The following is a 24,858-nucleotide window of genomic DNA, read 5'->3' as shown; positions in this document are numbered from 1 at the left end:
TCGTCGAGCGCACGATCGGTTGGATGAAGGCCTTCCGACGGCTCGTTACCCGCTACGAGTTCTACGCCTTCCTCTTCCATAGCTTCGCCAAGCTCGCTTGCCTCATGATCGTCCTGAGGCGGTTTTGAAACTGCCTCTAGTAGATACATCGGAAAAGGAGGAAGACGCGTGTAAGCGAATCCAATTGTGCGTAAGCAATTGATAATGAAATCTACCGCGATCAACTCAAGTGCGACGATCATCGAAGTTGCGACGCTTACGTCGGGTATTTGCTCAAGCTTGGCTACGATCGTGAAGAAGGCGACCGCAAGCAGGATATGTATGATGTGGTAGACGACGCTGATCATCAAAACGAACATGTAGCGAAATCCGAAGGGGTGAAGTTTGCGAGCAAAACGATCGGAGGGCGGGCTCCATTTCGACGTTCGGAATCAGTCCGTTGCAGAGTCTATCATCCACCCGAGAGACGGGCGAACCCGCGTCGCAGATACCGAATTGGTTTTGCACTTCCCAGTAAAAACGATGTACTACGCTAAATGTGTTGGTGCCTCCGAACCTCACCGAACTTGACCCTGTCTGGGTAGACGATTAGAGTGTTTACAGAGGTCGGCAGCGGGCCTGCTCCCGGACGAAAAGCCTTAAAAAACGTGAGTTTTACGTGATGAACGCTCGGCAACTCCTCCGACTTCGACTTTTATCGCTACTTCGGAGCGGGCCGTAGGGTTCGCCGACCGCTTTCGATGGCGGACGGCAAATGTACGAGAAAGTCGTACAATGAACCTCGCGGCCTCTTCACTGAGACCGCGAGGTTTTTTGTTGGACTGAACGAGATTCGCTAGCGACGACTTTACGAAGGATCACGACCATGGCCGAAGTACGCCCGATCAAGATTTTCGACACCACGCTGCGCGACGGCGAGCAATCGCCCGGCTGCAGCATGAACAAAACCGAGAAGCTCGAAGTCGCGCAGGCGCTGGTCGATCTCGGGGTCGACATCATCGAGGCCGGCTTTCCGATAGCATCGCCCGACGACTTCGAGGCGGTTCGCGAGATCGCGTCGAACATTCGCGGCTCGACCATTTGCGGTCTCGCACGTTGCAACGATCAGGATATCGATCGGGCCTGGGAGGCGCTCAAGCTTGCCAAGCAGCCCCGCATTCATATCTTCCTCGCGACCAGCGCGATCCATCGCGAGTTTAAACTCAAGATGAACAAAGAAGAGATCATCGCCAGGGCCGTGGCCGGAGTGAAGCGCGCCGCCGGCTATTGCGACGACATCGAGTTCTCGCCGGAAGACGCGGCTCGCACGGAAGCAGATTTTCTCTGCCAAGCGGTCGAAGCGGCGATCGCAGCCGGCGCGACGACGATCAACATTCCGGATACCGTCGGCTATGCGACTCCGGTGCATATGTCGAACGTCATCCGGAACTTGAAAAATCGAGTGCCGAACATCGATCGAGCGACGATCAGCGTCCATTGCCACAACGACCTCGGCCTGGCCGTGGCAAACAGCTTGGCCGCCGTGGAAGCAGGTGCCGGCCAAATCGAATGCACGATCAACGGCATCGGCGAGCGAGCCGGCAATTGCTCGCTCGAAGAAGTCGTGATGGCGATTCGCACGCGCTTCGACTACTACCAATGCACGACCGGCGTGAACACGAAGCGGCTCGTGCCGACGAGTCGGCTCGTGCAGAATATCACCGGAATGCAGGTGCAGCGCAACAAAGCGATCGTCGGACGCAATGCCTTCGCCCATGAAGCGGGCATCCATCAAGACGGCATGCTCAAAGAGCGAAGCACCTACGAGATTATGCGGCCCGAGGATGTCGGGCTGTTGAAGACCGACCTCGTGCTCGGCAAGCATAGCGGTCGTGCGGCCTTGGCCGATCGCGCGAAAGCGCTCGGATATCAATTGACCGGCGAGCAACTGCAAGAAGTGTTCGAGAAGTTCAAGCGACTCTGCGATAAGAAGAAAGAAGTTTATGATGCCGATATCGCCGCTCTGATCGAACAAGAGTTGCACGGCTTGCCCGAGGTCGAAGTTTGGAGCATGTCGGGCTATAAAGTCGCGGCCGGCATGGGGCATACTCCGTCCGTCACGCTCACGTTGCGTCGCGGCAAGGAAGAGGTCACGAAGGAGGTCGTCGCCGGCGACGGGCCGTTCGATGCGCTGTTCTTAGCGATCGAAAAGATCACGGGCATCGACGTGGCCTGCCGCGACTTCAGCATTCATAGCGTTACCGTCGGCAAAGACGCGCAAGCGGAAGTGACGGTCGAGGTCGAGCACAACGGCCAGCTTTATCGCGGCCGAGGCGTGTCGACCGACAGCGTGGAAGCGAGCGCGCTGGCGTTCTTGAATTCGATCAACCGCGTGGCGGCGACGGCCGGTCGGCCGACGCAACGAATGAGCCCGTTCGAGACGACCGCAGCATCGCCGCAGCCGGCTCCGCGCGATCCGATCGTCGAGAACAACAAGTAGAGCTACGAGCGCTAAGCGACGAACGCCAGCCAATAGAATAGCCAGCCGGTAACGGATGTGCCGAGCATGTCGAGCGCGGCGATCCAACCCCAGCGCCGATGCCACGCGCTATGCCGACAAGGGCCGGGAGGATTCGGAATGTTGCGCAGCGCGCGCGCCATGACGACGATCCAAAGAGCGGTCGTCGTCACGGCGAAAAAGAGATGAACATAAAGGGAGTTCATCACGACGCCGGTTGCGTAGTAAGGGGAGGCATGCGCTCGGAGACGCCAGTCGGTGACGAACCGCATGTCGATCTCGAACAACGTGACGGCGATCAAGAGCACGATGCCGAGCGTGACTTGAACTTGCTTGTGAAGTCGGTAGTTTCGCCGATTGCGAACGAGGTGGATGCTCCAAGCCAGCGTCGGAACGACGGCGAACATCGCGAGAAATACGATGTCGAGCATGATCGAAGCCCGAGTGCCGAGAAAGCCGTCCATCGTTCGCGTAAAGATCCGAGAAGGTCGAAGTCATTGCGAGGCGTATCGTAGCGGACGAGGGCGAACCGCGGAAAGGCCCCGGCCGGTTTCGCTCCGACAAGCAATCATCGGGCGTTTGCACCGTGCGGCAAACAGGTTAGGATACGAAGCCGCTGCAAAAGCTTCCCGGCCGGGTGGCGAAATTGGCAGACGCACAGGACTTAAAATCCTGCGGGGGGATAACTCCCGTGCGGGTTCGAGCCCCGCCCCGGCTACCTTGCGGTTCGCAATGCTTTGAGATGCTACGAAATGCCTTGTTTTACGCACTTTCGATTTTTGGCTGCGAAGCATTTCCGAGCATAACGGGCGGTTGCTGCGCCTGAATATGCGCCGCCTTGGCGAAGTGTTCGTCGGTCGTTTGCGTGTAGTGGCGGAGCGCCACCTTCGGCGAGTGACCGAGCCACGAACAGACCACATGCAGCGGATAGACTTCGGCAAGTTCGGTTTCCCGAGTGCTCCGAAGATTCTGGAAAGTTTTTTCCCACGGCGTAAGCCCAGCCCGACGAATGATGCGGTGCATCTGCGTCCGAAGGTTTGAGTTGTCGTTCCGATACCGAGTGATCACGAACTCGTTCCCGCCGTTGGGATCGTGGAACACGGTTTCGAGGTGCGGCCGGAGTTCGGGGAAGATCGGAATGAACCGCTCGGCGCGTCCGTCGTGGTGCTCGGTCTTGATGCAGGAAACGCGAATCCGGTTTTTTTCCCAGTCGATATCGTTCCAGGTGAGCGCCAGAGGCTCGCTAGGCGTGCGGAGACCGCCCCAACGTGCGAGAGAGAACAATAGCCGCCATTGCGTGTCGGGACATGCTGCGAGCACCTTATCGGCCATCTCACGCGTGATGATGAAGTCCCGCGACCGGTTGGCCTGCACGCCGAGGTTCTTCATGTCGCCGAAAGGATTCTCAGCGAGTAGCTTCTTCCGCTCGGCTGCGCGAAAGAATTGCTTAGCCCGACCTAGCACGCGCCGCGCCGAGTTGTCACCCATCTTGGCGGAGAGCCATCGGCGGTAGTCGTCGGCGTCGGCCGGCTTCACATCCTGCAACCGCTTGCCGGCCCCGAGGAACTCTTTCAGCAACTCCCCGGCCTGAGTGAGCTTCCACATTGTCCGCGGCTTCGTGTCGGCCTTACGCGACTCGACATAGCTTTTGACGAACTCGCCGATACTCGACCGCTCCCGCCGCGGGATCAGTCCTACGGCCGCGAGCTTCGACGCCAGTTCGTCGCCGATCGTCGAGACCCATCGGGCCGTTTCGGAATCGTAGCCGTTGCCTGAACCCTTTGCGGCCGCGAGGTGCTCGACGCGCATCTTGATCGTCTCCGTCGCCTTCATCGCCATCTTCCCGAGCCGGATCGGCTTGCGCTTTCCGTCTCCATCGACGAACAAGATTCGTCGGTTGCCTCGGGCATCGGTTGAAATGCTAGCCACGTGCGGACGTCCTTTCCGCGCATCGCGCCCCGAGAGCGACACCTTGAGGTATCGGGGGCGAAAAAACCGATGCGCATAAAAACGACCGAAGGCCCACAAACTCCCCCTAGGCCGCAATTAAACGGCCTGGCGTTCCTTGCTCCCCGCCGACGCGGATCAAAGCTTGGTGGACGCGCAGAAGCTTGTGGGCCTTCGGCCCGTAAAATGAAATTACGCATCAGACTCGACCTTCTTAATTGTGCTAGCCGGATCATCGGAAAACCGAAAATCCGATTCGCTTTAGGGACCGTCACTATCTTGCACGATTCGTCGCGTGTCAATTCCGATCTCGGCCCGTTTCCGGACGTCGTCGGTTCCGAACACAACGTTAAGAATCTCCCGAATTGCTTCCAGGTTGCCGCTCGTCGCTTCCTTGATTCGCCTGTCGGCATACAGACGCATTGCTTCGATGTCGTTTGGTTTGGATTCGCTCATTCTTAGGCTTCGATATTTCGGCGGTGATCGGTTTGAAGTCTGGCCCCTACGGAACCAACGGAACAGTTGGAACCTCATTTCCGGTTAAGCGCTCACGTGGGCGCAGAGATAGAACTAAACCGGATTTCTATTCCAAGTGTTCCGTTCCTTCCGTTGCGGAGTTGTCGCGAATGCAAATTCCGAAGTACCAGACACCATTGTTCGTTCGTTTTTCGATACCACGCTCGCCAACTGATTGGCCGAACCTTCGGAGCGTAACGGGTTGTTCGCCTGCCGAGTCGCACCAACGCTGATAGGCACCGTACAGCGACGAAGCCCGAACCCTGCCCCACGATGCCACGGTGCAGCATTCGGTAATGAAGGTGCCGATAACGTCCTGAGAGTCGATGTAGTCGGCGGTTGCCGCTTTGACGCATTCCGGCTCGCCAAGCCCCTCGGTTGCCCATCGCTTCGCGCCACGGACGGCCCAAGACAAAATGCCCGGCAACTCCGCCCGCAACTTCGACGGCAGCGACTTGTCTTGTTCGTCGGCCGCGAAGGTGCGAACGAACGGAACCAGATGCAACCGTCGGCGAATACCGTGGTCGGTGCCGCGAAGTTCGGGTTTATGATTCGTGCAAAGCAGCAACTTGTGCGTCGGCTTGAACGTCCAAAAATCTTCGCGCATCCGTCGGGCCGTGAGTTCGTCGCCGCCCGTCAGCAACTTCACTCGCGCTTCGGCAAGTCGCCGGTTTTCCTCGGTCTCGACGCACGGCACGAACCGCCGCCCGAACAGAGATGCGATCTCCGTCGGGTGCGCGTCGCCCTTCTGCATCAACAAGTCAGGGGCTCCGGCCGTGGCGTACTCGCCGAGCATCGCCCTGATCGTTTCCACAATGAGGCTTTTTCCATTGGCACCACATCCCCAAAAAATCAGCAACTTGTGTTCGCGCACCGAGCCGGTCATTAGATAGCCGGTCAGTCGCTGCATGTGGTCGCGCAACTCGGCATCGGGAAACACATCGGCTAGCACTCGCTCCCATGTCGGGCACTCTGAGCACCTGTCATAGTGCAACTCAATCAACCGCGTGAGCATCATGCTCGAATCGTGCTTGAGCAGTTCGCCAGTGCGAAGATCGATAGTGCCGTTCAAGACGTTCAGCAGCGCGGAGTCTTGATCTAGTTTGTCGGCCGTGATTGAAATGCCGGGATCGCTCGGCAAGTATCGCTTGATGCCGGCCATACCCTGAGCCGTATTTTGCGTCTTAATGAACCTGATCGTCTCGGCGGCATCGCGAGCGCTGATCTCGTCGTTGAGTACGTCGGCATCGGTGAATAGCTCGTCGGTCGTCGCCCGGATAATTGCATCCACAATCGGCCCTTCGTCGTACTTCCATCGCTTGCCGTCGTTGACGATGAACTTCTTTTGACCCAGCACATATCGCATTCGGTGTTGATTCCGTTTCGCGATGCTGTGCGCTATGGCGTTCTGCGTGCGGCCTCGGTGGTAACGAAGCGACACGATGTCGCCGCCGCTGCCGTTAGTTGTCCACGAATCGGCTTCCGGCGTTTCTGGTTGAACGTAACGACTCATACCAACGCCTCCGTGCCGCTAAGCAGCGCCCGAGCTTCGCGCCAACGGCGTTTCGCTGCGGTGAAAAGAATGCGAGCGGCGAACTTACCGCCGCGTTCGTGGTCCCCCGCCATGACGACGGGCAAGCCGGCCGCGACCCATCCCAAGAGCGAGCCGAGCGCGACTTGCGGCGACACTCGCGACCGCCAACCGCCGTTCTCGATGTCTTGCCAAGTCGCTTCGACGATCAGGCAGCGGACCGGATAGGCGAGCAAGCGTTGAACTTCACGGTCGAAGCGTTCACGCTCGATGCCCACGCACGCGATCATGTCGTCAAGGCTCTTGCGCTCGATGGCAACAACGTGCTCAAGGCCTCGAATCGAATAGTCTCCGGTCGACAACGTGCCGACGACGAAATTCAGCGGCTCGAGATCGAACGGGTTTTGTTCTCGCGAGTCTTGGATTACCAGGATGGACGATTGTGGGATCTCCGCGGGGATGATGCTCATGCCGTCCTCCGATCAACCTTGCGGTTGCGGATCTTGTCGGCCCATTCGCGAACCTCTTTGGCGATCGCCAGTAGCGCGCTGCGGTTGCGCATCCACAAGCCGACGCCGCTGATCACGGCGTTGTCGATTGGCAGAATCTCCTTAGCCAGCCGCTCGGCCGCGAAGTCCTCCGGCTTGCGGCCCGAGTATTCGGAGTCGTACTTGACCTCTTCGACCTCTTGCCACGGATTAAGTCGCAGAGCCCGGATATGGTCCTTCAGGTCGAGCCCATCGTTACGCGTCGCGATGAGCTTCATGTCTTCATAAAGCTGGCGATAGATTTGCGCGTCGAGATTTCGCCATTCAGGCGACGGCGGTTTGTAAGGAGACTGGTAATCCGTATAATTCTTGTGCATGGGAATCCTTTCGAGCCTCGTCGCGTTTCCTTGGCCGGTGGCGCGCGAGGCTACTTTCTTGCGCGGTGTGGGTTAGGAGACGGTCGCCGGATGACGGAGCGACTCGATAAACGCCGCAATGTCGGCGTCCGTATAGCGAACGCTGAACGGCGTCGGACGAACCGAGCGCAGCCGCCCGGCCTTGGTGATTTCGTAGATGCTGCGGGTGCTCAGGCCGCAGATAACCGCCGTCTCTTTGACGGTTCTCAGCTTGATGGGATAGTGTGCTGCCGTGCTCATTTTCGCTCCTATAGTTGTTGCGGGTGTCTGCCGTGTTCGACGGCATGCACAACAATACGGATGCGAACTCCGGACCTCTATCGGAGCTATGCCGGAGCTTTATCGGAGCTTTGCCGGACCTCCCAAACGATGTCGTTGGCCGTGCCGTTTCCGTAGAAACGAATGATGCTTTGTCGCGTGTTCAACTCGTAAATCGTATCATTCAAAGTAGACGCAGCCTTTGCACCTCTAAATGCGTGCGGACATTCAATTTTCGTGGGCCACTGTGCTGTAACAAAAGCAGCAATAATCGCCATTTGATTTTGCGCTGGCTGTCTGTAGCGAGTGACGAAGGTATCTCCGAGCCATAACTCCCTGCGGGCGTCGTCCCATCGCAGCTTAATTTCGACGGTCGTAGGTGGTGCGGGGGCGGTTTCAATGACCGCAGCAGGAGCGTCTTGTCGCGGCGACGGCTCGGGTCCATCTGCATGTTGGACGACTACTGGCGGTTCGCTACGATCTACTTCGTCCGAAGCGCCCGTCGATTTCGTTGCCGTCGGGCCATCTCCTGAATCGATCCATCGCCGCATTTCCATCAAGGCCTTGCGGGCTTGGTGGTCGGTGGTCGGATCCGGAAACGGCGGTGGCTGTTGTGTGAGTCCTGAACGAAAAAACCAGGTGTCAGCGTTTGAAAAAGCTTCGATGAGTACGCCCGAACGCGCGCCCGGAACGTCCGTAATCTCCAGCATCATTGAAATATAGCGGCGCAAGTCGTCGAGCGTTTCGACGTCTTGAGTCAATGAGCCTCGCCAGTACGGTGGACGCTTCGGCGTCGCAGCTTCCGCTTTCAACATCGCGGCCTCGGACCACGACGGCATGAGCCTTCGTTCTCCGGCTTCTGGCGCACTTCCAGACTTCAGTTTCTTCGCCATGATTCACCCCTTTATGAGACGGCCGCTGGCGCAGCGCCGCGAGGGGTGATTCGTGACGCAGCGCCGAGCGTTCGGGGGTAATTAGGCCCCTGCCGATGTGAAGATTATATCCGTCAACCGAAATATGCGTTAGCGATCCGGTGCCCGGCCTTCTCAAGCAGCGCACGAAGTTCCTCCGGCGTCGGCCGCTTGGTTGGGCCGATATCGTCGTCGTCGCCGCTCGGCATCGGGACGGCTTTCCCGAGGCATCGGTCGAAGAGTTCACGCGCGGCGCTCACGTCGCCCTCTTTCGCTTTGACCAGTAACGCTTTTGCCACGTCGGCCAAGTCGTCGGCCGTGATCGCTCCGGCAATCGCATCGCGAGACGCGGAGACGCGGCGGGAGTGGCGATTGCCCTTGGCGTATGAATTCCCCGCTGCGAATTGCCCGGTCGGTGCGCGGCCGCTTGGCTCGTCGTCGGGTGCGGCGTCTCGGTTGGCTGCGATCATGTCGGTGGGTCCTTCCCAGATATTGGCGTGATGTTTTACCCCGGTAATTGTAGACGACCGTATGCAATTGGAATCGTGTCTCCGTCTTCATTTTTCGCCAGGTTTGGCATGCTCTTATTCGGATGTCCGCGCCCGGAGTAAACCGCCCCTCCCTTTGCTGATCAATAAAATGTTATCGGAATTACGATTGACCTATTATGCTTATTACGATAACATGCAATGCAGACGAGAAAGAACGCTATCGGGGAGAGCCGGCATGAAAGTTATCGCATATGTCCGCGTGAGCACTGACGACCAAGCCGACAACGGCGTTTCCCTTGCTGCCCAGCAAATGAAGGCCGCCGCATATGCATCGCTGTACGACCTCACGATTGTCGAGACTATCGTCGACGCCGGTGAGTCCGCCAAGAGCTTGAAACGGCCCGGTCTGCAACGTGCCCTGACGATGCTTCGGAGCGGCGAAGCCGAGGGGCTTGTGATCGTGAAACTCGACCGGCTTACGCGTTCGGTGGCCGACTGGCAAACGCTGATCGACGGCTATTTCGGCGAAAAGGCCGGAAAGCAGCTTTTCAGCGTTGCCGATTCGATCGACACGCGAACCGCCGCCGGCCGCTTGGTCTTGAATGTCCTGCTTTCCGTCGCACAATGGGAGCGCGAAACGACCGCCGAGCGAACCCGCGAAGCCTTGAAACACAAGATCCGCAACGGCGAACGCTGCGGCAAGGTTCGGTTCGGTTTCGACTTGAGCGCCGACGGCGTATTGCTTGTGCCGAATGTCGCCGAGCAAGAGACGATCGGAACGATTCTCAGTCTCCGCGCCAAAGGCTATTCGTTCCAATCGATCGCAGACGAATTGACGCGCCGCAACATCACGACCAAGGAAGGGAATGCCCAATGGAACCCCGCAAGCGTTCGCGGAATTCTGCAACGCCAAAGCAGCCAAGCGGCGGCCTAAATCTAGCGGCCCGGCAAGCAGCCGTTGCGGAGAAGATCGACGCCAAGCCGGTAGAACAGCAAGCCGCGCTTCGCGCCGCCTTATTGCCCGCTGCCGATCCAAAGCGAAAGCCGAAACGATGGCCGACGCTTGATGTGCAACTGCGAAAAATTATCGGCAAGGTTGGTATCTCTCAAAATCAACTCGCGAAACTTGCCGGGGTGCCGCAGTCTGCGCTCAGTCGCTTTATCGACGGCGGAGACATTCGCATCGACACCGCAACGAAGCTGGCCGACGCGCTGGGTATCGAATTTCGCGTACATCTCCAGGGTGACGAGAACCCGGCCGCCCCCTAGCCGATCTCGTCTGAAACCGACCGCGTGGTTCGCACGCTCCGGGGCAAACGACCGCTCTTGCGAACGTCGGGTCGTCGGGTGCAACCGGGGCTTAAATCGCGCCCTACGCGTTCGAGGTCGATTCTCGACCCATTTTGCCACGATCCGCCGTTAGTAGCCGTTAGCAACGGGAGTTTCGCGTGCCTCTCCATCCGGCTCCCGAAGGGCGGCCGGACTACAACTGGTTCCAGGCGTCAAACTTCGGCCAATCGATCCGTATGGCATTCGACTTGCTCAGCGCGTCGATGCTCCGAAGGTAAAAGTCGTCGGGATTTTTCGCTTCCCGCAAAGCAACTGCCGACTGAGCATGTTTCAGGGCGTCGGGAAACTCGCCGGCTTCCGCGTGGGCTGCGGCCGTGGCGATATGAGTTGCCGCCGATTTACCTAATTTCAAAGCCTCGTCCGCAAACTGTTTTGCGAACTTTGCATTCCTGATTTTTTCGTCGGACGACGCCGATTTTAGCAGCGAGAGCAACGTAAGGCCGCGTTGATTGTTTTTGTCGAGTTCGCGACACTTGCGCAGGAATATCTCCGCTGAACTCAGCGCGCCCTTTCGTAATTGGATCAAAGCCATCACGAAGCTCACCGTCCAATTCTCCGGATGGGCCTTCAGCGCGGCTACGATTTCGGTGAGGGCATCATCGTCCTGACCGCGCTGCAATTTCCAGTAACCGAATATCGCGCGAAACGTCGCTTCCTGCGGTTCCGAAGTCATCGCCGCGTTGAGGAACTTCTCCGCATTACGGTCGTCTCCCTTCCGCAAGTAAATGCACGCCATGCCGAACTCATTCCAAGCTTTGAGAACCACGTTGCTGTTGGGGAGGGCGTTATTGTTGGGGATCGGGCGACTGAAATAGCTGAGCCCCGCTTTTGCGATCGGCTCGGGTGCGGCGGCAAAAGGATTGAGATGAAAAACTAACTCGGCCCGGAGGTTATCGGCTTCTCTGAGAACTTGCTCGTATGCCTCTTTGAGCGAATTGATCTCGCTCATTAGTTTGCGATACACTTCGCGCTGCGCAGTGGTATCCAGAGATTGAATCTCTGATCGCAGAGACTGGATTGTCGAACTCAGCCTTGAAATTTTGCTGGGGAGAGATGTGTCACCGTTGGTTTGGAATGCTGACTCAAGGAGTCTCCGGTCGGAATCCAGGTTGCCGATTTCGATGTTGAGTTCTCGAATCCGTTTCTCTTTCGGCCTGCATTCGGCATCGATCGTCTTGGCTTGATCCTCCAGCGGCAATCCCTTTTGTTTCACCGCCGCGATCTTCAGCATCAGCGAGTCGCGCCTGGTATGAATGGATTCGAGTGTGCTGAGCCAAGTTATTGTCGCCTGATCTGGCTTCGCATCCTCCGCAGGAGAAACGGGAACGGGCAAAGGTGGTCGTTTTTCAGGAGGAGTCGTCGGCTTAGTCGCGACCACAGGCGCGCTCGGCACTTCTTCGATCGGCGTCCTTGTTTTTCGTGGTCCCGATGGAACGTCGAGCGCCGTAGGACGTTTCGGTGCCGGACTCGGGCGTTGAACCACGATCACTTCAGGCTCAGATTCTTCAACCGCTTTGGGAGCTAAGGCTGTGAGCAGACCTTTAGCGGTATAAATCGCTGCTGCTCCGCCGACCGCAATCGCTGCGATCGTCATCAGCAGGTTCAAATGGGATGACTTTTTTCGACGGTATCGAAAGGTAGGGGTCGATGTTGTCGATGCATACGCAGCGATCGGCTCCGGCTCCGGCGCTGGGATGGCTAAAGTGCCTGTTCCGCTGACGGAATGGCTCGATGCGGCGGCGACCATCCGTAAGAACGCCTCGGCGATCGTGATCCAAGGACCATCAAGTCGTCGCACGTAACTCGTTGGCGACAGGCTTCCTTCTTGGATGAATTCGACGATCTGATTCTGAGTGTACGGACCGATCGACTCGCCGTTTGAAAGTACAAACCATTCGGCGATCATAAAGATACTCCCCGGAAATGCCCATTAGATACGGGGCGATTGTATCCCTATTTAGTGGTCCCACCCAACAAAAACGGGCCGTGAGGAATTGACCCCCCGGCCCGAACTGCGCCTATCTGCGCGCCTGCGTCTCGAAAAAACGCTTGTAGCCGGGGCGAAAGGTGATCTGTTCTACCCCCGCCCCGGCTACTTGAAGAGACACAAGCCATCTTCGTGAAAATCACCTCGACCACTCCATTTCCCGATTTGTCGCAAACCGCGGGACTGCTGTTAGTCGCCAATAGCGTCGCGGGGATCGTCGATGGTTTGATTCCGGGCATTCCTCCCTTCGGTGATCGCCCGATCTCGCTCGTCTATCAAGACAAAGGGCCTCAAGTATTTTGGGAGTTACAAGATCATCGGGGAGCGACTTATCGAGTCGGCTTAAGCTCCAAAGGGGCTAGGTGGCAAAATCTCGCCTATCAGCTGTCGCACGAATTGGCGCACATCAAGTTCGGGCCGGCAAGGTCGAACTTGCTTATCGAAACCCTCGCAATCGCCGTATCGATCCGAGCGCTCGAGCTTCTGCGATTCGATTGGGGGGCGCATCCTCCATTTCCTTGGGATGGCTGGGAGGCGTATGCGGCCGATCTCTCGAAATACATCGAGCGTGAAAAAACCGAGCAGTTGAGTAAGTTGCCGAATTCCATTCGCACGGAATTTGCCGGCCTGGCCGTCAAGGAGAAATTGCGCCGCCTGGAGGTTGCGCGAGTGGAAGTAGAAAAGCTCCCTTTGAACGACGCGCAATGTCGTGCCTGGCAGTATGCCGCGGCGACTTCGCTTCCCTGGGCCGACATCCGTTGGTCCGGACTCATCGGAATCGCGATGCATACCGATCCAAGTCCGACGGACGACCCTCGATATTCCTTCGCTCTTAAAGTGCTTGCGAAGGCAATCCCCGCTTGGGTGCCCGACGCTTTGCGATGACAGCGGGAGAAGGTTCGCGGCACATTCCAATAGGCATGCGACCTAGCCGATCGTGTCCGGCGGGCGCGAGCCGGCGTCTTTGCGGCCGCTCCCTTCGAAGCGGCTGATCGCGCGGACGGTCATATCGTGATCGCAAACGATCTGACAACTCAAGCGGACGCCGGTCACCCCTTTTGCGGCTAATACCGTCCGTTCCGCATCGTTCATTTCAGCAGGCTCGCCCGCGAGAAATTCGACACGGCAGGTCGTGCATCGCGCTTTACCGCCGCAAGCGTGGAGTTGATCGATGCCGGCTTCGTCGGTGAGAGCCAGGACGAGCCGCTTCCCTTGAGGAACTTCGAACGTCCCGACTCCGTCTACGGTTAAACTCGGCATCGCAGGCTCCTCTTGGAAATGGCGTCAGACGTCGAAAAGGAGATTCTCCGTTCCTGACCCGAAAGGGAGTCTACCCGCGCGGCGCTCGCGAGAAAAGGCGCCGCTAGAGATCTCCCGCCGTTATCGATCGAGCGGCACGACTTCCAACGTGGCATGGGTCAACGCCGTGTGCCGCTTCAGCAATACGCGATATTCGTCAGGCGTTTTCGGGTTGCGTGCGACAATCGCAGCCGCGCAAGAAAATTGATTCGGTCCGACGCGCCAAACATGCAAGTCGGTCACGCGTGTATCGCCGTCGGCTTCCAGCGTCGCGCGGATTTCATCAACCAGCGGGTGATCCATCTCTCGATCGAGCAACACGCGGCTCGCTTCGCGCACCAGCCCTACGGCCCACACGCCGACGATCGCCGCACCGACGATTCCGATGATCGGGTCCAGCCGTTGCCAACCGAAAAATTTGCCGCCGAGCAAAGCCGCGATCGCTAAAACCGAGGTTAATGCGTCGGCGATGACATGCACGTATGCGGCCCGAAGATTGAGATCGTCGTGCTTATGCAGCGGTTTGTGCGTGTGGTCATGGTCGCAGGTTTTCGATTTACCATCGGCATCGTGAGTATGTCCGTGGTCGTGTCCATGATCGGCAAGCAATAGCGCGCTGGCGATGTTCACGGCGAGCCCGATCGCGGTGACGATCAGCGCTTCCGTATATTGAATTTCGACCGGCGACCAGAGCCGTTCGAGCGACTCGATCGTCATGTAAACCGCGACCATGCCTAGCGCGAGCGCGCTGCTGAACCCGCCGAGAACTTCGATCTTCCACGGCCCGAAAGCGAAGCGGGTGTCACCGATACAGCGTCTCGCGAACCAATACGCCAGCGCAGCGATGCCGAGTGCGGCGACGTGCGTAGCCATGTGCCAGCCGTCGGCCAAGAGTGCCATCGAATGAAAGACCGTGCCGCATACGATTTCGACCACCATCATCGCGGCCGTCAGTCCTACGACTCGCCAAGTGTTGCGCTCACCGGCCGGATTTCCTTCGTGGAACTTATGTTCGTGCTGCCAGGGAGTGATATCGTCGATGGGCAAGGAGCAAGCTGCGGTCTGGGTGCGGTTGCGGTCGGCAAAGGGTTGGGCTTCGCGAGTCAGCATAGCCGTGGCTAAAAGCGCGCACAACGCCGAGCCTCTCGTCGCACGAGGCGATGAAACCTCGCCGGCTGCGGAGTTTCGGCGGCTCCTGTTATCGGGGCCGCGATCCGTTAGAATACTGTTTAGTTCTTCCTTTCATGCCTTGCGAGCCGCCGAACATGAGCGAACTTTACGACAACCCGCTAATTGCCCGCTATGCCTCGGATGCCATGAGCCGGCTTTGGAGTCCGCAGCGGAAGTTCAGCACCTGGCGCAAGCTATGGGTCGCTCTTGCCGAAGCACAGGCCGAACTCGGCTTGCCGATCACGGAAGAACAGCTCGACGAGCTCCGGCTCCATACCGACGACATCGATTTCGCCGTCGCACATCGCCACGAAAAGAAACTCCGCCACGACGTCATGGCGCATGTTCACACTTACGGCGATGTTTGCCCAACGGCCCGCGGCATCATCCATCTCGGCGCTACGAGTTGCTACGTTACCGATAACACCGACTTGCTTCTGATTCGCGAAGGCCTGACGCTGGTGCGTAATCGCTTGGCCGCCGTGATCGATCGCCTCGGGTTGTTCGCCGCCGAAACGCGCGATCTCGCGTGCCTCGGCTTCACGCATTTTCAACCGGCTCAGCCGACGACCGTCGGCAAGCGAGCCTGCCTGTGGATTTATGACTTGGTGCAAGATCTCGACGAAGTCGAGTTCCGACTCGCAGGGCTGCGGGCTCGCGGCGTCAAAGGAACGACCGGCACGCAAGCGAGTTTCCTCGAACTCTTCCACGGCGACCACGACAAAGTTCGCGAGCTCGACGAACTGGTGAGCCGCAAGATGGGCTTCGAGGCCGCGTATCCCGTAACCGGCCAAACCTATTCGCGCAAAGTCGATTCGCAAGTCCTCGCCACTCTCTCGGGCATCGCGCAAAGTTCGCACAAGGCCGCGACCGACGTGCGCCTCTTGCAACACATGAAGGAAGTCGAAGAACCGTTCGAGGCCGAACAAATCGGCTCGTCGGCGATGCCATACAAACGCAATCCGATGCGCTCGGAGCGTATTTGCGGCTTGGCGCGCTTCGTCATGAGCTTAGAGCAAAGCGCAGGGGCGACGCTCGCCACGCAATGGCTCGAACGGACGCTCGACGACAGCGCGAACCGACGTCTGACGCTTCCGCAGGGCTTCCTCGCGACCGACGCGCTCTTGATCTTGTATCAAAACATCGCCTCGGGCTTCGTCGTCTATCCGCAAGTCATTGCGCGGCATTTGAAGGCGGAGCTGCCGTTTATGGCTTCGGAAAATATTCTCATGGCGGCCGTCGAGCATGGGGGCGATCGTCAATCGTTGCACGAAAAGATCCGCCAACACAGCCAAGCGGCGGCCCTCGTCGTGAAGCAACTCGGCGGCGAAAACGATCTGCTCGAACGCCTCAAGGCCGACGACGCTTTCAAGAAGGTCAACTTCGCCGAAGCGCTCAAGGCCGAGAAGTTCGTCGGCCGTGCTCCGCAACAAGTCGACGAGTTCCTGAGCGAGTATGTCGAGCCGATTCGGGCCCGCCACGCAAGCGTCTTGTCGCACGAAACGGCTCTGAAGGTCTAACCGACCGACCGCTGGTCGATTTTTCGTTAGATGTTTCGCAACGGTAGCGACACATCGCTGCCGGAGTCGATCGCCAACAGCGCCGCTTCGAGGATTTCCTGGGCGTCGCGGGCCGTGCGCGCTTCGCATAGCGGCGCGAACTCCTCGCCGGTTTCGAGGCAATACACGAAGTTCGCGCTCGGGTTCTGCAAGTGGGGCGGAAGCAGTGGAATCACGACGGCGGCGCCGTCGGGCAGTTCCTTCGTCGCCAACAGCACGCGCCCTTGTTCACCGGCTTCGACGAAGATCGTGCCGCTCGTGCCGTGGATCACGGCGACGTAAGCCGTGAGATTGCCGATTTGCGTCCAAGACGCTTCGGCGATCGAAACGGCCCGCGGATACGACATCACGATCACGGCGTTGTCTTCCGCCAAGACATCTTCTTTGCAAAGCCGGCCGCCGACGGCCGTCACCCGGCTCGGCAGCCCCAACAGATAAGACGAGAGGCAAGCTCCGTAGCAACCGTAGTCCATCAGCGCTCCGGCTCCGTTCAGCTCCGGGTCGTACAACCAGCCGACGAAATACTCGCTGCAACCGAGCTCGAGAGGCCCTTCATGAGCGGCGCGGTATTTCACTTGCCAGATCCGACCGATCTCGCCGCTCCGTGCGAGCGTGATGGCGTGCTGCATTTGCGGACGCCAAGCGAAAGGCCAGTTGACCATTAAGCGTACGTTGCTGCGCCGCGCAGCCGCGAGCATGCGGTCGGCCCCAATCAGGTCGGCCGCCATCGGCTTCTCGACCATGATGTGCAGCCCGCGCTCCGCCGCGGCCTCGGCCATTTCGACGGAGAGAGCGTTGTCGCCGAAGATGTAAACCGCATCGAGTCGCTCGCGCTGCAACAGCGTGAGCGGGTCTTTGTACGTTGCGCACTCGAACTCTTTCTTCGCACGTTCGAGGAGCGGTTTGTTCGGGTCGGCTACGGCGGTCAGCAAGCCGTGAGGCGTGCCGGAAAGCTCGCGTAGGTTTTGCCACACGTGGTCGTGCGTCAGGCCGAGTACCCCGATGCGGTAGGTCTTCGTCAATTCCATGGCGGCCATAGCGCTCGATTCGTGAATGGGCGATGCGAAATAAAAGAGGCGATACTATCGTTTCGAACCGAGTTCGCCGACGGCTTGCGGGTTGGGAGCGACGCGAGGAAAGAACATCGCCATGGCCAGGGCACATAGGCCGGCGGCGGCTGCGCACCAGAGCCAGATCGGCGCCCAATTATCGTAGGTTCTCGACGTCACTCCGGCGGCGAGGACAGTCTCCGGAAACCATTGCCCCATCCGGCCGCCCCAGACTCCGCCGGCGACCCCTCCGAGCCCCATGACAAAGACGCCGTAAATGGTTTGCAGGCTCCCCTTCACATCGGCCGGCGCTTCGCGATCGATATAGATGAATGCCGCGGCCATGAAGAATGCGAAGCAAAAACCGTGGAGCGCTTGCCCGAACGCCGCGACGGCCAGCGCCGCGCCGAACGGCAACTCCGGGTTCGCGGCTTCGGCGAATGCCAGACAACGCACAGCGTAGGCGATCGCGCCGAAGATCATGGTTCGCTTGTATCCGAACTTAAGAATCATCGGCGCCAGCAAGCCCATGACGAGGATTTCGGTGATTTGGCCGATCGTCGTGAACGCTTGCGTTCGATCGGCCCAGTCGTGTCGCGTGAGAAGTTGCTTCACCAACGGGCTGTTCCATACGAAGAAGTAGTTATGCACGGCCGCGATGAAGAAGCTGACGGCGAACAGCACCGCGAAGTCGCGCCGCTTCATGAGCCTTAGAACCACGCCCGGCGCGAAGTTGCCGCTGCCGCGCGGCGTCGGCGGAGTATGCGGCAGCAGCAAACAGTAAATCGACATCACGATTCCGGCGATCCCCGCGACGATGAACGCGATCCCTTGACCGCGGCTCAGCGCGTCGCCGGTGAGCCCTTTAAGAAAATAAAACGAGATCAGCCACGAAGGAACGATGAATCCGATGGTTCCCCACACGCGAATCAACGGGAATTCGCGATCCCGATTGCGAAGATGATGGAAGGCCAAGGAGTTGGTGAGCATCATCGTCGGGATGTAAAGCACCGAATAAAGCGTGCCGAGCACGATGACCGGAACGAACGCAGTTTGATAGTAGATCGCGAGCATGATTAGGCCGCCGAGAAAATGGCACCCGGCGAGCACGCGCTCGGTCGGCAACATCCGATCGACCAACTGGCCGACGATGAACGGCGCGAGCACCGGCCCGACGGCCATCGCCGAGATGAACCAGCCGATCTGTTCGTCGGTGAAATGCAAGGCATCCTTCACGTAGACGGACAAGATCGTGAGATACGCTCCTTGCATAAAGTATTGCAGGAACATCATCCCGGCGAGTTTTCGTCGGATTGTGCGGGGCGTCGAGGAGGCAGCAGAGGAATTCTCAGCGGCGTTGTTCGTCATCGAGTCACTAACCAGTCGGAAGTGTTGTGAGCGCACGGTGCGGCAGGTGAGTAGTTTGCGAAACCAGCAATCTACTCGACCCGCCGACCTCGGAAAACCCGCGCCGCGAGATTTGAGCTCGCCCCGAGGAAGCGTTAGTCTGTGGACTCTTGGTTCGACCCCCTTGCTGCTCGTTCGAGGTTGCCATGATGCCGCTACGAAAGCTTCTTTGTGCCGTATCGATAGCGTGGGGCTCGCTACTCGGCAGCGACATTGCGACGGCAGCCGAAACCGAAGCTTGGCCGCCGTGGATCGTGCGCAGGTTGCCGCCGGTGGTTGCTCCGCTCGGCGCTGCCGATCTCGCCAAAGCGAAAGCCGCACTAGCCGAGATCAACGAGGCTTTGGGACCTGTCGTTAAGCCCTGGTCGGAGAAAGATGCGCTTCGGCCCGACGTGGAGATTTTTCGCAAGGCGATCGATCTGGCGCTTCGCCACAACGAGTTCTTCAAGCCCGACGCAGATCTTAAGCGGGTCGAGGCGTTGAAGAAGATCGCGCTGGAGCGGGCCGCGGCGCTCGCGAGCGGTAAGGCACCTTGGGCGGAAACCCGCGGCGTCGTGGTGCGCGGATTTCGCTCGCTCATCGACGACTCCGTGCAACCGTACGCTCTTGTAATACCCGAAAAGCTCGACCTCACGAAGCCGGTGCCGCTTTACGTTTGGCTGCATGGCCGGGGCGACACGCAGTGCGACTTGCAATTCATCGCTGGATTTCTCGGCACGAAAGCACCGGGACCGCTGCAGCCGGAGAATGCGATCGTGTTGCATCCCTTCGGGCGCTACTGCAACGGCTTTAAAAGCGCCGGAGAAATCGATGTGCTCGAAGCGATCGCCGATGTGTCGAAGAATTACAAGATCGATGACGATCGGATCGTGATGGCGGGCTTCTCGATGGGAGGAGCCGGAGCGTGGCACATGGGAGCGCATTTCGCCGATCGTTGGTGCGCGGTTCATCCCGGGGCCGGGTTCGTCGATGTGCGCCGTTATCAAAACATCACGCCGGACAAAATGCCGCCGTCGTACGAACAAACATTGTGGGGGCTCTACGATGTGCCCGACTACCGCCGCAATTTGTTGAACGTTCCGGTCATCGCCTACAGCGGCGCCGACGACAAGCAAAAGGCCGCGGCCGATATCATGGAGCAAGCCTTAGCCGAGGAAGGATTGAAGATTCCGCACTTGATCGGTCCTGGCGTTGGGCACAAGTATCATCCGGAAACTCTTGCCGAGATCCAGAGGCGGCTTGCCGATATCGTCTCCAAAGGTCGCGATAAGAACCCGTCGCGAACCTCGCTGCAAACGAAGACGTTGCGCTACGACAAGATGGGCATCGTCCTGGCGACCGGCTTGGAGAAGCATTGGGATGACTCGCGGATCGACCTGGTCAGGAACGGCGAGAAGATCGTCGTGCGCACGAAGAATATTTCGTCGTTCGCGATCAATGAGCCTATAGCCGCCGAAATCGAGGTCGACGGACAAACAATCGATTCGCCGTTTCTGTTCGTCAAAGAAAACGGCGTCTGGAAGAACAGCCTCTGGAAAGATTTCGTGAAAGCCATCGCCGGTCGGAAGTCGCCGGTTCTCCAAGGCCCGATCGACGATGCCTTTCGCTCTCGCTTCACCGTTGTGCCGCCGGATGCGAAGACGAACGGGGCCGGCATCGATCGTTGGGCGGAATTCGAATCGCAGCACTTCTTGAGTCGCTGGTGCGAGTTGATGCGCGGCGAGCCACTTCGTAAATCGGCTTCTAAAGTAAACGACGAAGATATCGCGACGAGTAACCTCGTTCTCTGGGGCACGCCGCACACGAATCCGTTGATCGCGAAAATTCTCGACAAGCTTCCGATTCGTTGGACCGACAAGGTTGTCGGAATCGGCGACTTGGAGTTCGATGCGACGAAGGTCGTGCCGGTGTTGATCTACCCGAACCCGCTTAATCGAGAGAAGTACGTCGCACTCAACAGCGGCCTCACTTTTCGCGAAGCGGTCGACCGGACGAACTCGCTCCAGAATCCTAAGCTCCCCGATTGGGCCTTCATCGACACGACGCAACCGCCGACGGACGAGCTGCCGGGCAAGGTCGTGGCGGCAGGGTTCTTCGATGAAGAGTGGAAGTACGTTCCGAAAGATACTGCCAAGTAAATCTCTAAGAAATCGGATGACAAATGGTTCACGAAGAATCATCGAATGACTCCGTTTTCCGCTAGCGTCGCCGCGACTGCGCGCGACGCCGGCTTCGTATTTCCGCCGATACGGTACGCCTCCGGATGCAGGCGTTAAAAGCCCCGGATTTTCTCCAGTTTGAAGCCGCGGCCGGCGATCTTATCCCTACGAACGTCGCGCTTTCGATGCGCGCGGAGGTAAGGATGCCTGATCGTATGCTCGCCATATCGCTTGCGCTGCTCGTCGTTACGACGACTGCTTTGGGCTGCGCGCACGATAAGGTTCGGAGCGGCGCCACTTCGCGCAGCGATTACACGTATGAACTCTCGCCAGTCGCTCGCGGCAAGATCGCGATCGAGCCGGGTGTAGCAGCATCCGAAGTCGAATCGATTTCACCGCCGTCGAATGAGTACGTGACGCTCAGTGCGGCCGAGTGCCAATGCTTAGCGGCTCGCCATTCGATGCTCGGCAATTTGCTTGACGGCGAGAAGAACGCCGTTTGTTGCGATGATGTAAAGCATTGTCAGAAGGCTTCGCATCACGCGCTGCAACGAATCAAAACCGCCGCTGCACGCGAGGCACGCAACAAGAGTTCCGCCGATGCGCTGAAACTCTACTTCGGCCTCGCTGAGGTCGAAGCCGGGCTCGATTCTATCGAAGCGACGGCGGTCGTCATCGATGACATTCTCGCGAAAGCCGGCGAGATCAAACGGAACGAATTACAGGTGCCGTTCGACCGGACCGAATTCGAGCGGCAGCGCATGACGCTCGATTCCGAGCGAACCGACTTGGAAGCCAAGCGCGTGACGATGAACGCGCAGTTGCATGCCCTGCTCGGCCCGACTTCCTCCCCGAACGCGTTCTTCTGGCCTTCGGATCCTTTGCGGCCGACGACATCGCCGCCGGATGTCGAGACGGAAGTCGGCTACGCGCTCGCGACTCGGCCCGAGCTGATTGCGTTGCGGAGCCTCGCGGCCGACGGAACGACCCCGACCGACGCGATCGCCGAATTGCTCGGGAGCACGCACGGTCTCTTGGGTTTGAAAGCGAAGTTTGCGACGTTGAAGATTTCCAAGGCACTCGGCGGCGGGAGCGACTGCGAACCTTGCGCTCGGCAAAACCAACTCGCCGATTTGTTACGCAGCCGCGAAGAACAGATCGCCGGCGACGTACGTGCCGCGGCGTTTACGGTGAACGCTCGTCGTCGCCAAGCCTCGCTGGCCGAGCGGCAAGTCGCTTCCTGGGACGTGCGCATCGCGCAACTCGAAGAGTTGCACACGACCGGGCAGGCGTCGTTTCTGGAAATCGATGCGGCGCGAATCAAGCGAATCGAAGCGCAGCAAGCCGTCGTCTCGGCCGTGACCGCGTGGAAGCGTGCGGAAGTCGAGCTCCATCAGCATGAAGGGGCGCTTGAAGCGGAATGTCGCGGACTCTAAGGCCGACTACATCTGCCGCTCGAAGAGCACCTTGCGCAGTTCTTCTTTGAAGGTCGCGCTCGACTCCATCACCTCGCGAAACTCGTCTTTGTCGAGAGCGCAGAGCACGAGCGGCGTCTTGGCGCGGATCGTCGCATTGCGCGGCTCGCCTGTCATCAACGCTTTCTCGCCGAAGAAGCGCCCTTCATCGAGCGTGGCGGCCACGTTTTCTTCCGTGTCGTCGCGAATGACAACCTCGGCCTCTCCGCTGCGGATGAGATAGAAATTTTCGCCGGGATCCCCTTGCCGAAATACGATCTGTCCGGGTTGATACTCCGAAAGCTCCATCTTATCGGCGACCTGCGTGAGCGTGTGAGGAAGCAAGCCGCTGAACAACGGAACGCGTCGGAGGAACTCGCAGATCGCTTGCGATTCGCTGATGACGACGTCGGATATGATCCGACCGTCGACCATGTTTACGATTCGATCGGCGACATCGAGAATCCGATTATCGTGCGTAACGATGAGGATCGTCGTCAACTGCTCCTTGGCGTACTTCTTTAAGAGGTTGACGACGTCCCTGCCTGATTCCTTATCGAGCGCGGCGGTCGGCTCGTCGGCGAGGATGAGTTTCGGTTGATGCACGAGGGCCCGCGCGATGGCGACGCGCTGCCGTTGGCCGCCGGAAAGTTGTTGCGGTTTGTAATGCACCCGATGGCCGAGCCCGACGGCCGTGAGCATCTCTTCCGCTTGGCGATTCATCCGTGCCGTGTCGTCGTCTTTGAGCTCCAAAGCCATGCGTACGTTTTGCTGCGCCGTGAGCGAGGTAAAAAGATTATGGGCTTGGAAGATGAAGCCGATATCGCGACGGACTTCATTGAGCTGGCCGCTCGTGAGCCCCCGCATCTCGCGCCCCATGACGCGAATGCTCCCTTCTTGTACGGTGCGCAGCGCGCCGATGAGAGTGAGCAACGTTGTTTTTCCGGAGCCCGACGGACCGGTCATGATGACGATTTCGCCACGCGCAAGATCGAGGTGATTGTCGAAGAGCACCTGCTTCTTCAGCTCATCGGTGCCGTAAGTGTGGTTGAGCCCATCGATGCTGACGGCGAGATTCGCGGCGTAGCCTTCGCCGCGCAGGGCGGGATTCTCGCGCGTGGCCTGATGGCTCCGGCGCGAAGGAGTCGGGCTCGTCGACGGTGCGCCGGTAGAGAGATTGCCGTGGTCGGACATTAAAACAACTCCGCGGGATCCGTGGTGACGACTTTACGCATGGTCAATACGCCCGAGATAATGCACATCAACGCCGTGAGCAGTACGACGCCGAAAACTCGCGGCATGCTCATGTAAACCTGCAAGCCGGTCGCGAGCGTCACGATTTCATAGAGCAGCAAGCCGGCGACGAGCCCCGGCACGAAACCGAACACCGACAGCAATAACGCTTCTTGCAGTACAAGGCCGACGAAGTATTGCGGCCGATAACCCATCGCTTTCAGCGTGGCGAACTCGCGGAGATGGTCGGAGATATCGGAAAAGAGAATTTGGTAGCAGATAATCATGCCGACGATGAACCCCATCACCGTGCCGAGCGCGAAGATGTAGCCGATCGGCGTAGCCTTGTTCCAAAAAGCGAATTCGGTGTCGAGGAATTGTTCTCGCGTCATCACATGCACGTTCGGCGGCAGTAAAGCATCTATTTCATCGCGCACGCGAGTAAGATCGGCTCCCTTTTGCAAGCGAATCAGACCGAAGTCCGCTTCGTGGAGACCGGTGTCGCCGGGGAGATATGAATAAAAGATCGAGTTGAAAGTACGGTCGCTGCAGAGAATCGTGCCGTCGTCGGCGAAGTCGGTGCCGAGTCGATAGTCGCCGACGACACGCACGCGCTGGCCGTTGAGTTCGGCGACGTCGCCGACTTTAAGATCGCCGAAATCTTCTTTCGACATCCGATCGAAAAGGACGGTGTCGGTCTGCATGAGCCGCTCGGCCTCCGCTGCGAGTTCCGGCAGCAGCAGCGGCGGAGTTTTCGGATCGAATCCCAAGACGCGAATCGGTGGACCGACCGGTTGACCGGGGAGTTTCCAATTGGAAAGGTTGCTCTCGAAATAGAGCGGAACTGCCGAAATCACGGCAGTCGAGGCGCGTGCCAGGTCTAAGTAGCGCCGCGGAAATTTTTGCCGCACGGTCAACGTATAGCGATGCGTGTGCATCAATACGATATCGGCATCGAAGCGCCGAGGAAGCGCTAGCGTGCTATCGAACAGCGCGCCGCGGAAGCCGAGTTGCATGAACATCAGGAGCACTGCGAACCCGATCCCGCCGACGGCGAGCGCGAGCCGCTTTCGATCGTGCGTCAGATTTTTCCAGGCGAGCGGTGTTCGCATAAATGTTCTTGCAAGCGTCGTCGA

Annotated in this window: 24 protein-coding genes and 1 tRNA gene; 8 read left to right on the top strand and 17 right to left on the bottom strand. The window is 58.8% G+C overall.

Annotated elements, in window-relative coordinates:
- A partial coding sequence (locus K8U03_10595) for a hypothetical protein (protein ID MCE9605336.1) occupies nt 1–359 on the bottom strand: 359 nt, incomplete at its 3' end.
- A gap of 506 nt (nt 360–865) precedes the next feature.
- Here K8U03_10595 and K8U03_10590 point away from each other — a divergent pair.
- Nucleotides 866–2,479: a 2-isopropylmalate synthase gene (locus K8U03_10590; GenBank protein ID MCE9605335.1), complete on the top strand. Its 1,614-nt coding sequence runs from the start codon at nt 866–868 to the stop codon at nt 2,477–2,479.
- Nucleotides 2,480–2,490: 11 nt separating this feature from the next.
- On the opposite strand, the gene K8U03_10585 is transcribed toward K8U03_10590, so the two are convergent.
- Nucleotides 2,491–2,961 carry a DUF420 domain-containing protein gene (locus tag K8U03_10585; GenBank protein ID MCE9605334.1) on the bottom strand — a complete coding sequence of 157 codons (471 nt, stop codon included), beginning with the start codon at nt 2,959–2,961 and terminating at the stop codon, nt 2,491–2,493.
- 167 nt (nt 2,962–3,128) lie between these two features.
- Between K8U03_10585 and K8U03_10580 the strand changes: the two genes are divergently transcribed.
- Nucleotides 3,129–3,215, top strand: a tRNA-Leu gene (locus tag K8U03_10580).
- 44 nt (nt 3,216–3,259) lie between these two features.
- Here the strand turns inward: K8U03_10580 and K8U03_10575 are convergent.
- From K8U03_10575 to K8U03_10540, 8 genes are all read right to left on the bottom strand, one after another.
- Entirely contained in the window at nt 3,260–4,426 is a 1,167-nt protein-coding gene (locus K8U03_10575; GenBank protein ID MCE9605333.1) for a tyrosine-type recombinase/integrase, read from the bottom strand.
- Between the two features lie 279 nt (nt 4,427–4,705).
- A complete protein-coding gene (locus K8U03_10570) occupies nt 4,706–4,900 on the bottom strand; it encodes a hypothetical protein (protein ID MCE9605332.1) in 195 nt (64 codons plus the stop codon).
- A gap of 127 nt (nt 4,901–5,027) precedes the next feature.
- Entirely contained in the window at nt 5,028–6,473 is a 1,446-nt protein-coding gene (locus K8U03_10565; protein ID MCE9605331.1) for a hypothetical protein, read from the bottom strand.
- On the bottom strand, nt 6,470–6,961 hold the full coding sequence (locus K8U03_10560) for an ERCC4 domain-containing protein (GenBank protein MCE9605330.1): 492 nt from the start codon (nt 6,959–6,961) through the stop codon (nt 6,470–6,472). The genes K8U03_10565 and K8U03_10560 overlap by 4 nt, the downstream gene beginning before the upstream one ends.
- On the bottom strand, nt 6,958–7,356 hold the full coding sequence (locus K8U03_10555) for a hypothetical protein (protein ID MCE9605329.1): 399 nt from the start codon (nt 7,354–7,356) through the stop codon (nt 6,958–6,960). Before K8U03_10555 ends, K8U03_10560 begins: the two co-directional genes overlap by 4 nt.
- 72 nt (nt 7,357–7,428) lie before the next feature.
- Complete coding sequence (locus K8U03_10550; GenBank protein ID MCE9605328.1) at nt 7,429–7,635, bottom strand: helix-turn-helix domain-containing protein; 207 nt, start codon at nt 7,633–7,635, stop codon at nt 7,429–7,431.
- Nucleotides 7,636–7,721: 86 nt separating this feature from the next.
- Nucleotides 7,722–8,546 carry a hypothetical protein gene (locus K8U03_10545; protein MCE9605327.1) on the bottom strand — a complete coding sequence of 275 codons (825 nt, stop codon included), beginning with the start codon at nt 8,544–8,546 and terminating at the stop codon, nt 7,722–7,724.
- Nucleotides 8,547–8,659: 113 nt separating this feature from the next.
- On the bottom strand, nt 8,660–9,034 hold the full coding sequence (locus K8U03_10540) for a hypothetical protein (protein MCE9605326.1): 375 nt from the start codon (nt 9,032–9,034) through the stop codon (nt 8,660–8,662).
- A gap of 256 nt (nt 9,035–9,290) precedes the next feature.
- Here K8U03_10540 and K8U03_10535 point away from each other — a divergent pair, with 256 nt between their 5' ends.
- A complete protein-coding gene (locus K8U03_10535) occupies nt 9,291–9,989 on the top strand; it encodes a recombinase family protein (GenBank protein ID MCE9605325.1) in 699 nt (232 codons plus the stop codon).
- On the top strand, nt 9,929–10,324 hold the full coding sequence (locus K8U03_10530) for a helix-turn-helix domain-containing protein (GenBank protein ID MCE9605324.1): 396 nt from the start codon (nt 9,929–9,931) through the stop codon (nt 10,322–10,324). The genes K8U03_10535 and K8U03_10530 overlap by 61 nt, the downstream gene beginning before the upstream one ends.
- A 214-nt stretch (nt 10,325–10,538) precedes the next feature.
- On the opposite strand, the gene K8U03_10525 is transcribed toward K8U03_10530, so the two are convergent.
- A complete protein-coding gene (locus K8U03_10525) occupies nt 10,539–12,311 on the bottom strand; it encodes a GYF domain-containing protein (protein ID MCE9605323.1) in 1,773 nt (590 codons plus the stop codon).
- Between the two features lie 213 nt (nt 12,312–12,524).
- On the opposite strand from K8U03_10525, the gene K8U03_10520 reads away from it, so the two are divergent.
- Entirely contained in the window at nt 12,525–13,277 is a 753-nt protein-coding gene (locus K8U03_10520; GenBank protein ID MCE9605322.1) for a hypothetical protein, read from the top strand.
- A gap of 42 nt (nt 13,278–13,319) precedes the next feature.
- Here the strand turns inward: K8U03_10520 and K8U03_10515 are convergent, their stop codons facing one another.
- Nucleotides 13,320–13,652: a (2Fe-2S)-binding protein gene (locus K8U03_10515; protein ID MCE9605321.1), complete on the bottom strand. Its 333-nt coding sequence runs from the start codon at nt 13,650–13,652 to the stop codon at nt 13,320–13,322.
- Nucleotides 13,653–13,772: 120 nt separating this feature from the next.
- A complete protein-coding gene (dmeF, locus tag K8U03_10510; protein ID MCE9605320.1) occupies nt 13,773–14,738 on the bottom strand; it encodes a CDF family Co(II)/Ni(II) efflux transporter DmeF in 966 nt (321 codons plus the stop codon).
- 218 nt (nt 14,739–14,956) lie between these two features.
- Between dmeF and purB the strand changes: the two genes are divergently transcribed.
- Nucleotides 14,957–16,381 carry an adenylosuccinate lyase gene (gene purB / locus K8U03_10505; GenBank protein MCE9605319.1) on the top strand — a complete coding sequence of 475 codons (1,425 nt, stop codon included), beginning with the start codon at nt 14,957–14,959 and terminating at the stop codon, nt 16,379–16,381.
- Between the two features lie 26 nt (nt 16,382–16,407).
- Here the strand turns inward: purB and K8U03_10500 are convergent, their stop codons facing one another.
- Together K8U03_10500 and K8U03_10495 are read right to left on the bottom strand one after the other, a co-directional pair.
- Nucleotides 16,408–17,448 (bottom strand): Gfo/Idh/MocA family oxidoreductase, encoded by a 1,041-nt coding sequence (locus K8U03_10500; protein ID MCE9605318.1) that lies wholly within the window; start codon nt 17,446–17,448, stop codon nt 16,408–16,410.
- 54 nt (nt 17,449–17,502) lie between these two features.
- On the bottom strand, nt 17,503–18,762 hold the full coding sequence (locus tag K8U03_10495; protein MCE9605317.1) for an MFS transporter: 1,260 nt from the start codon (nt 18,760–18,762) through the stop codon (nt 17,503–17,505).
- Nucleotides 18,763–19,022: 260 nt separating this feature from the next.
- Between K8U03_10495 and K8U03_10490 the strand changes: the two genes are divergently transcribed.
- Both K8U03_10490 and K8U03_10485 read left to right on the top strand, forming a co-directional pair.
- The gene (locus tag K8U03_10490) at nt 19,023–21,014 is read left to right on the top strand and encodes a prolyl oligopeptidase family serine peptidase (GenBank protein ID MCE9605316.1); all 1,992 of its coding nucleotides are present in this window, start codon (nt 19,023–19,025) and stop codon (nt 21,012–21,014) included.
- A gap of 236 nt (nt 21,015–21,250) precedes the next feature.
- Nucleotides 21,251–22,471 carry a hypothetical protein gene (locus tag K8U03_10485; GenBank protein MCE9605315.1) on the top strand — a complete coding sequence of 407 codons (1,221 nt, stop codon included), beginning with the start codon at nt 21,251–21,253 and terminating at the stop codon, nt 22,469–22,471.
- 6 nt (nt 22,472–22,477) lie between these two features.
- On the opposite strand, the gene K8U03_10480 is transcribed toward K8U03_10485, so the two are convergent.
- A complete protein-coding gene (locus tag K8U03_10480) occupies nt 22,478–23,683 on the bottom strand; it encodes an ATP-binding cassette domain-containing protein (protein MCE9605314.1) in 1,206 nt (401 codons plus the stop codon).
- Nucleotides 23,683–24,834 carry an ABC transporter permease DevC gene (gene devC, locus K8U03_10475; GenBank protein ID MCE9605313.1) on the bottom strand — a complete coding sequence of 384 codons (1,152 nt, stop codon included), beginning with the start codon at nt 24,832–24,834 and terminating at the stop codon, nt 23,683–23,685. The genes K8U03_10480 and devC overlap by 1 nt, the downstream gene beginning before the upstream one ends.
- Nucleotides 24,835–24,858 lie beyond the last annotated feature (24 nt).

It is taken from the genome of Planctomycetia bacterium (assembly GCA_021413845.1).
In the GTDB taxonomy this organism is placed as follows: Bacteria; Planctomycetota; Planctomycetia; order Pirellulales; family PNKZ01; genus PNKZ01.
The sequence above is the reverse complement of the archived record's forward strand: the minus strand, read 5'-3'. Positions and strand labels throughout refer to the sequence as shown.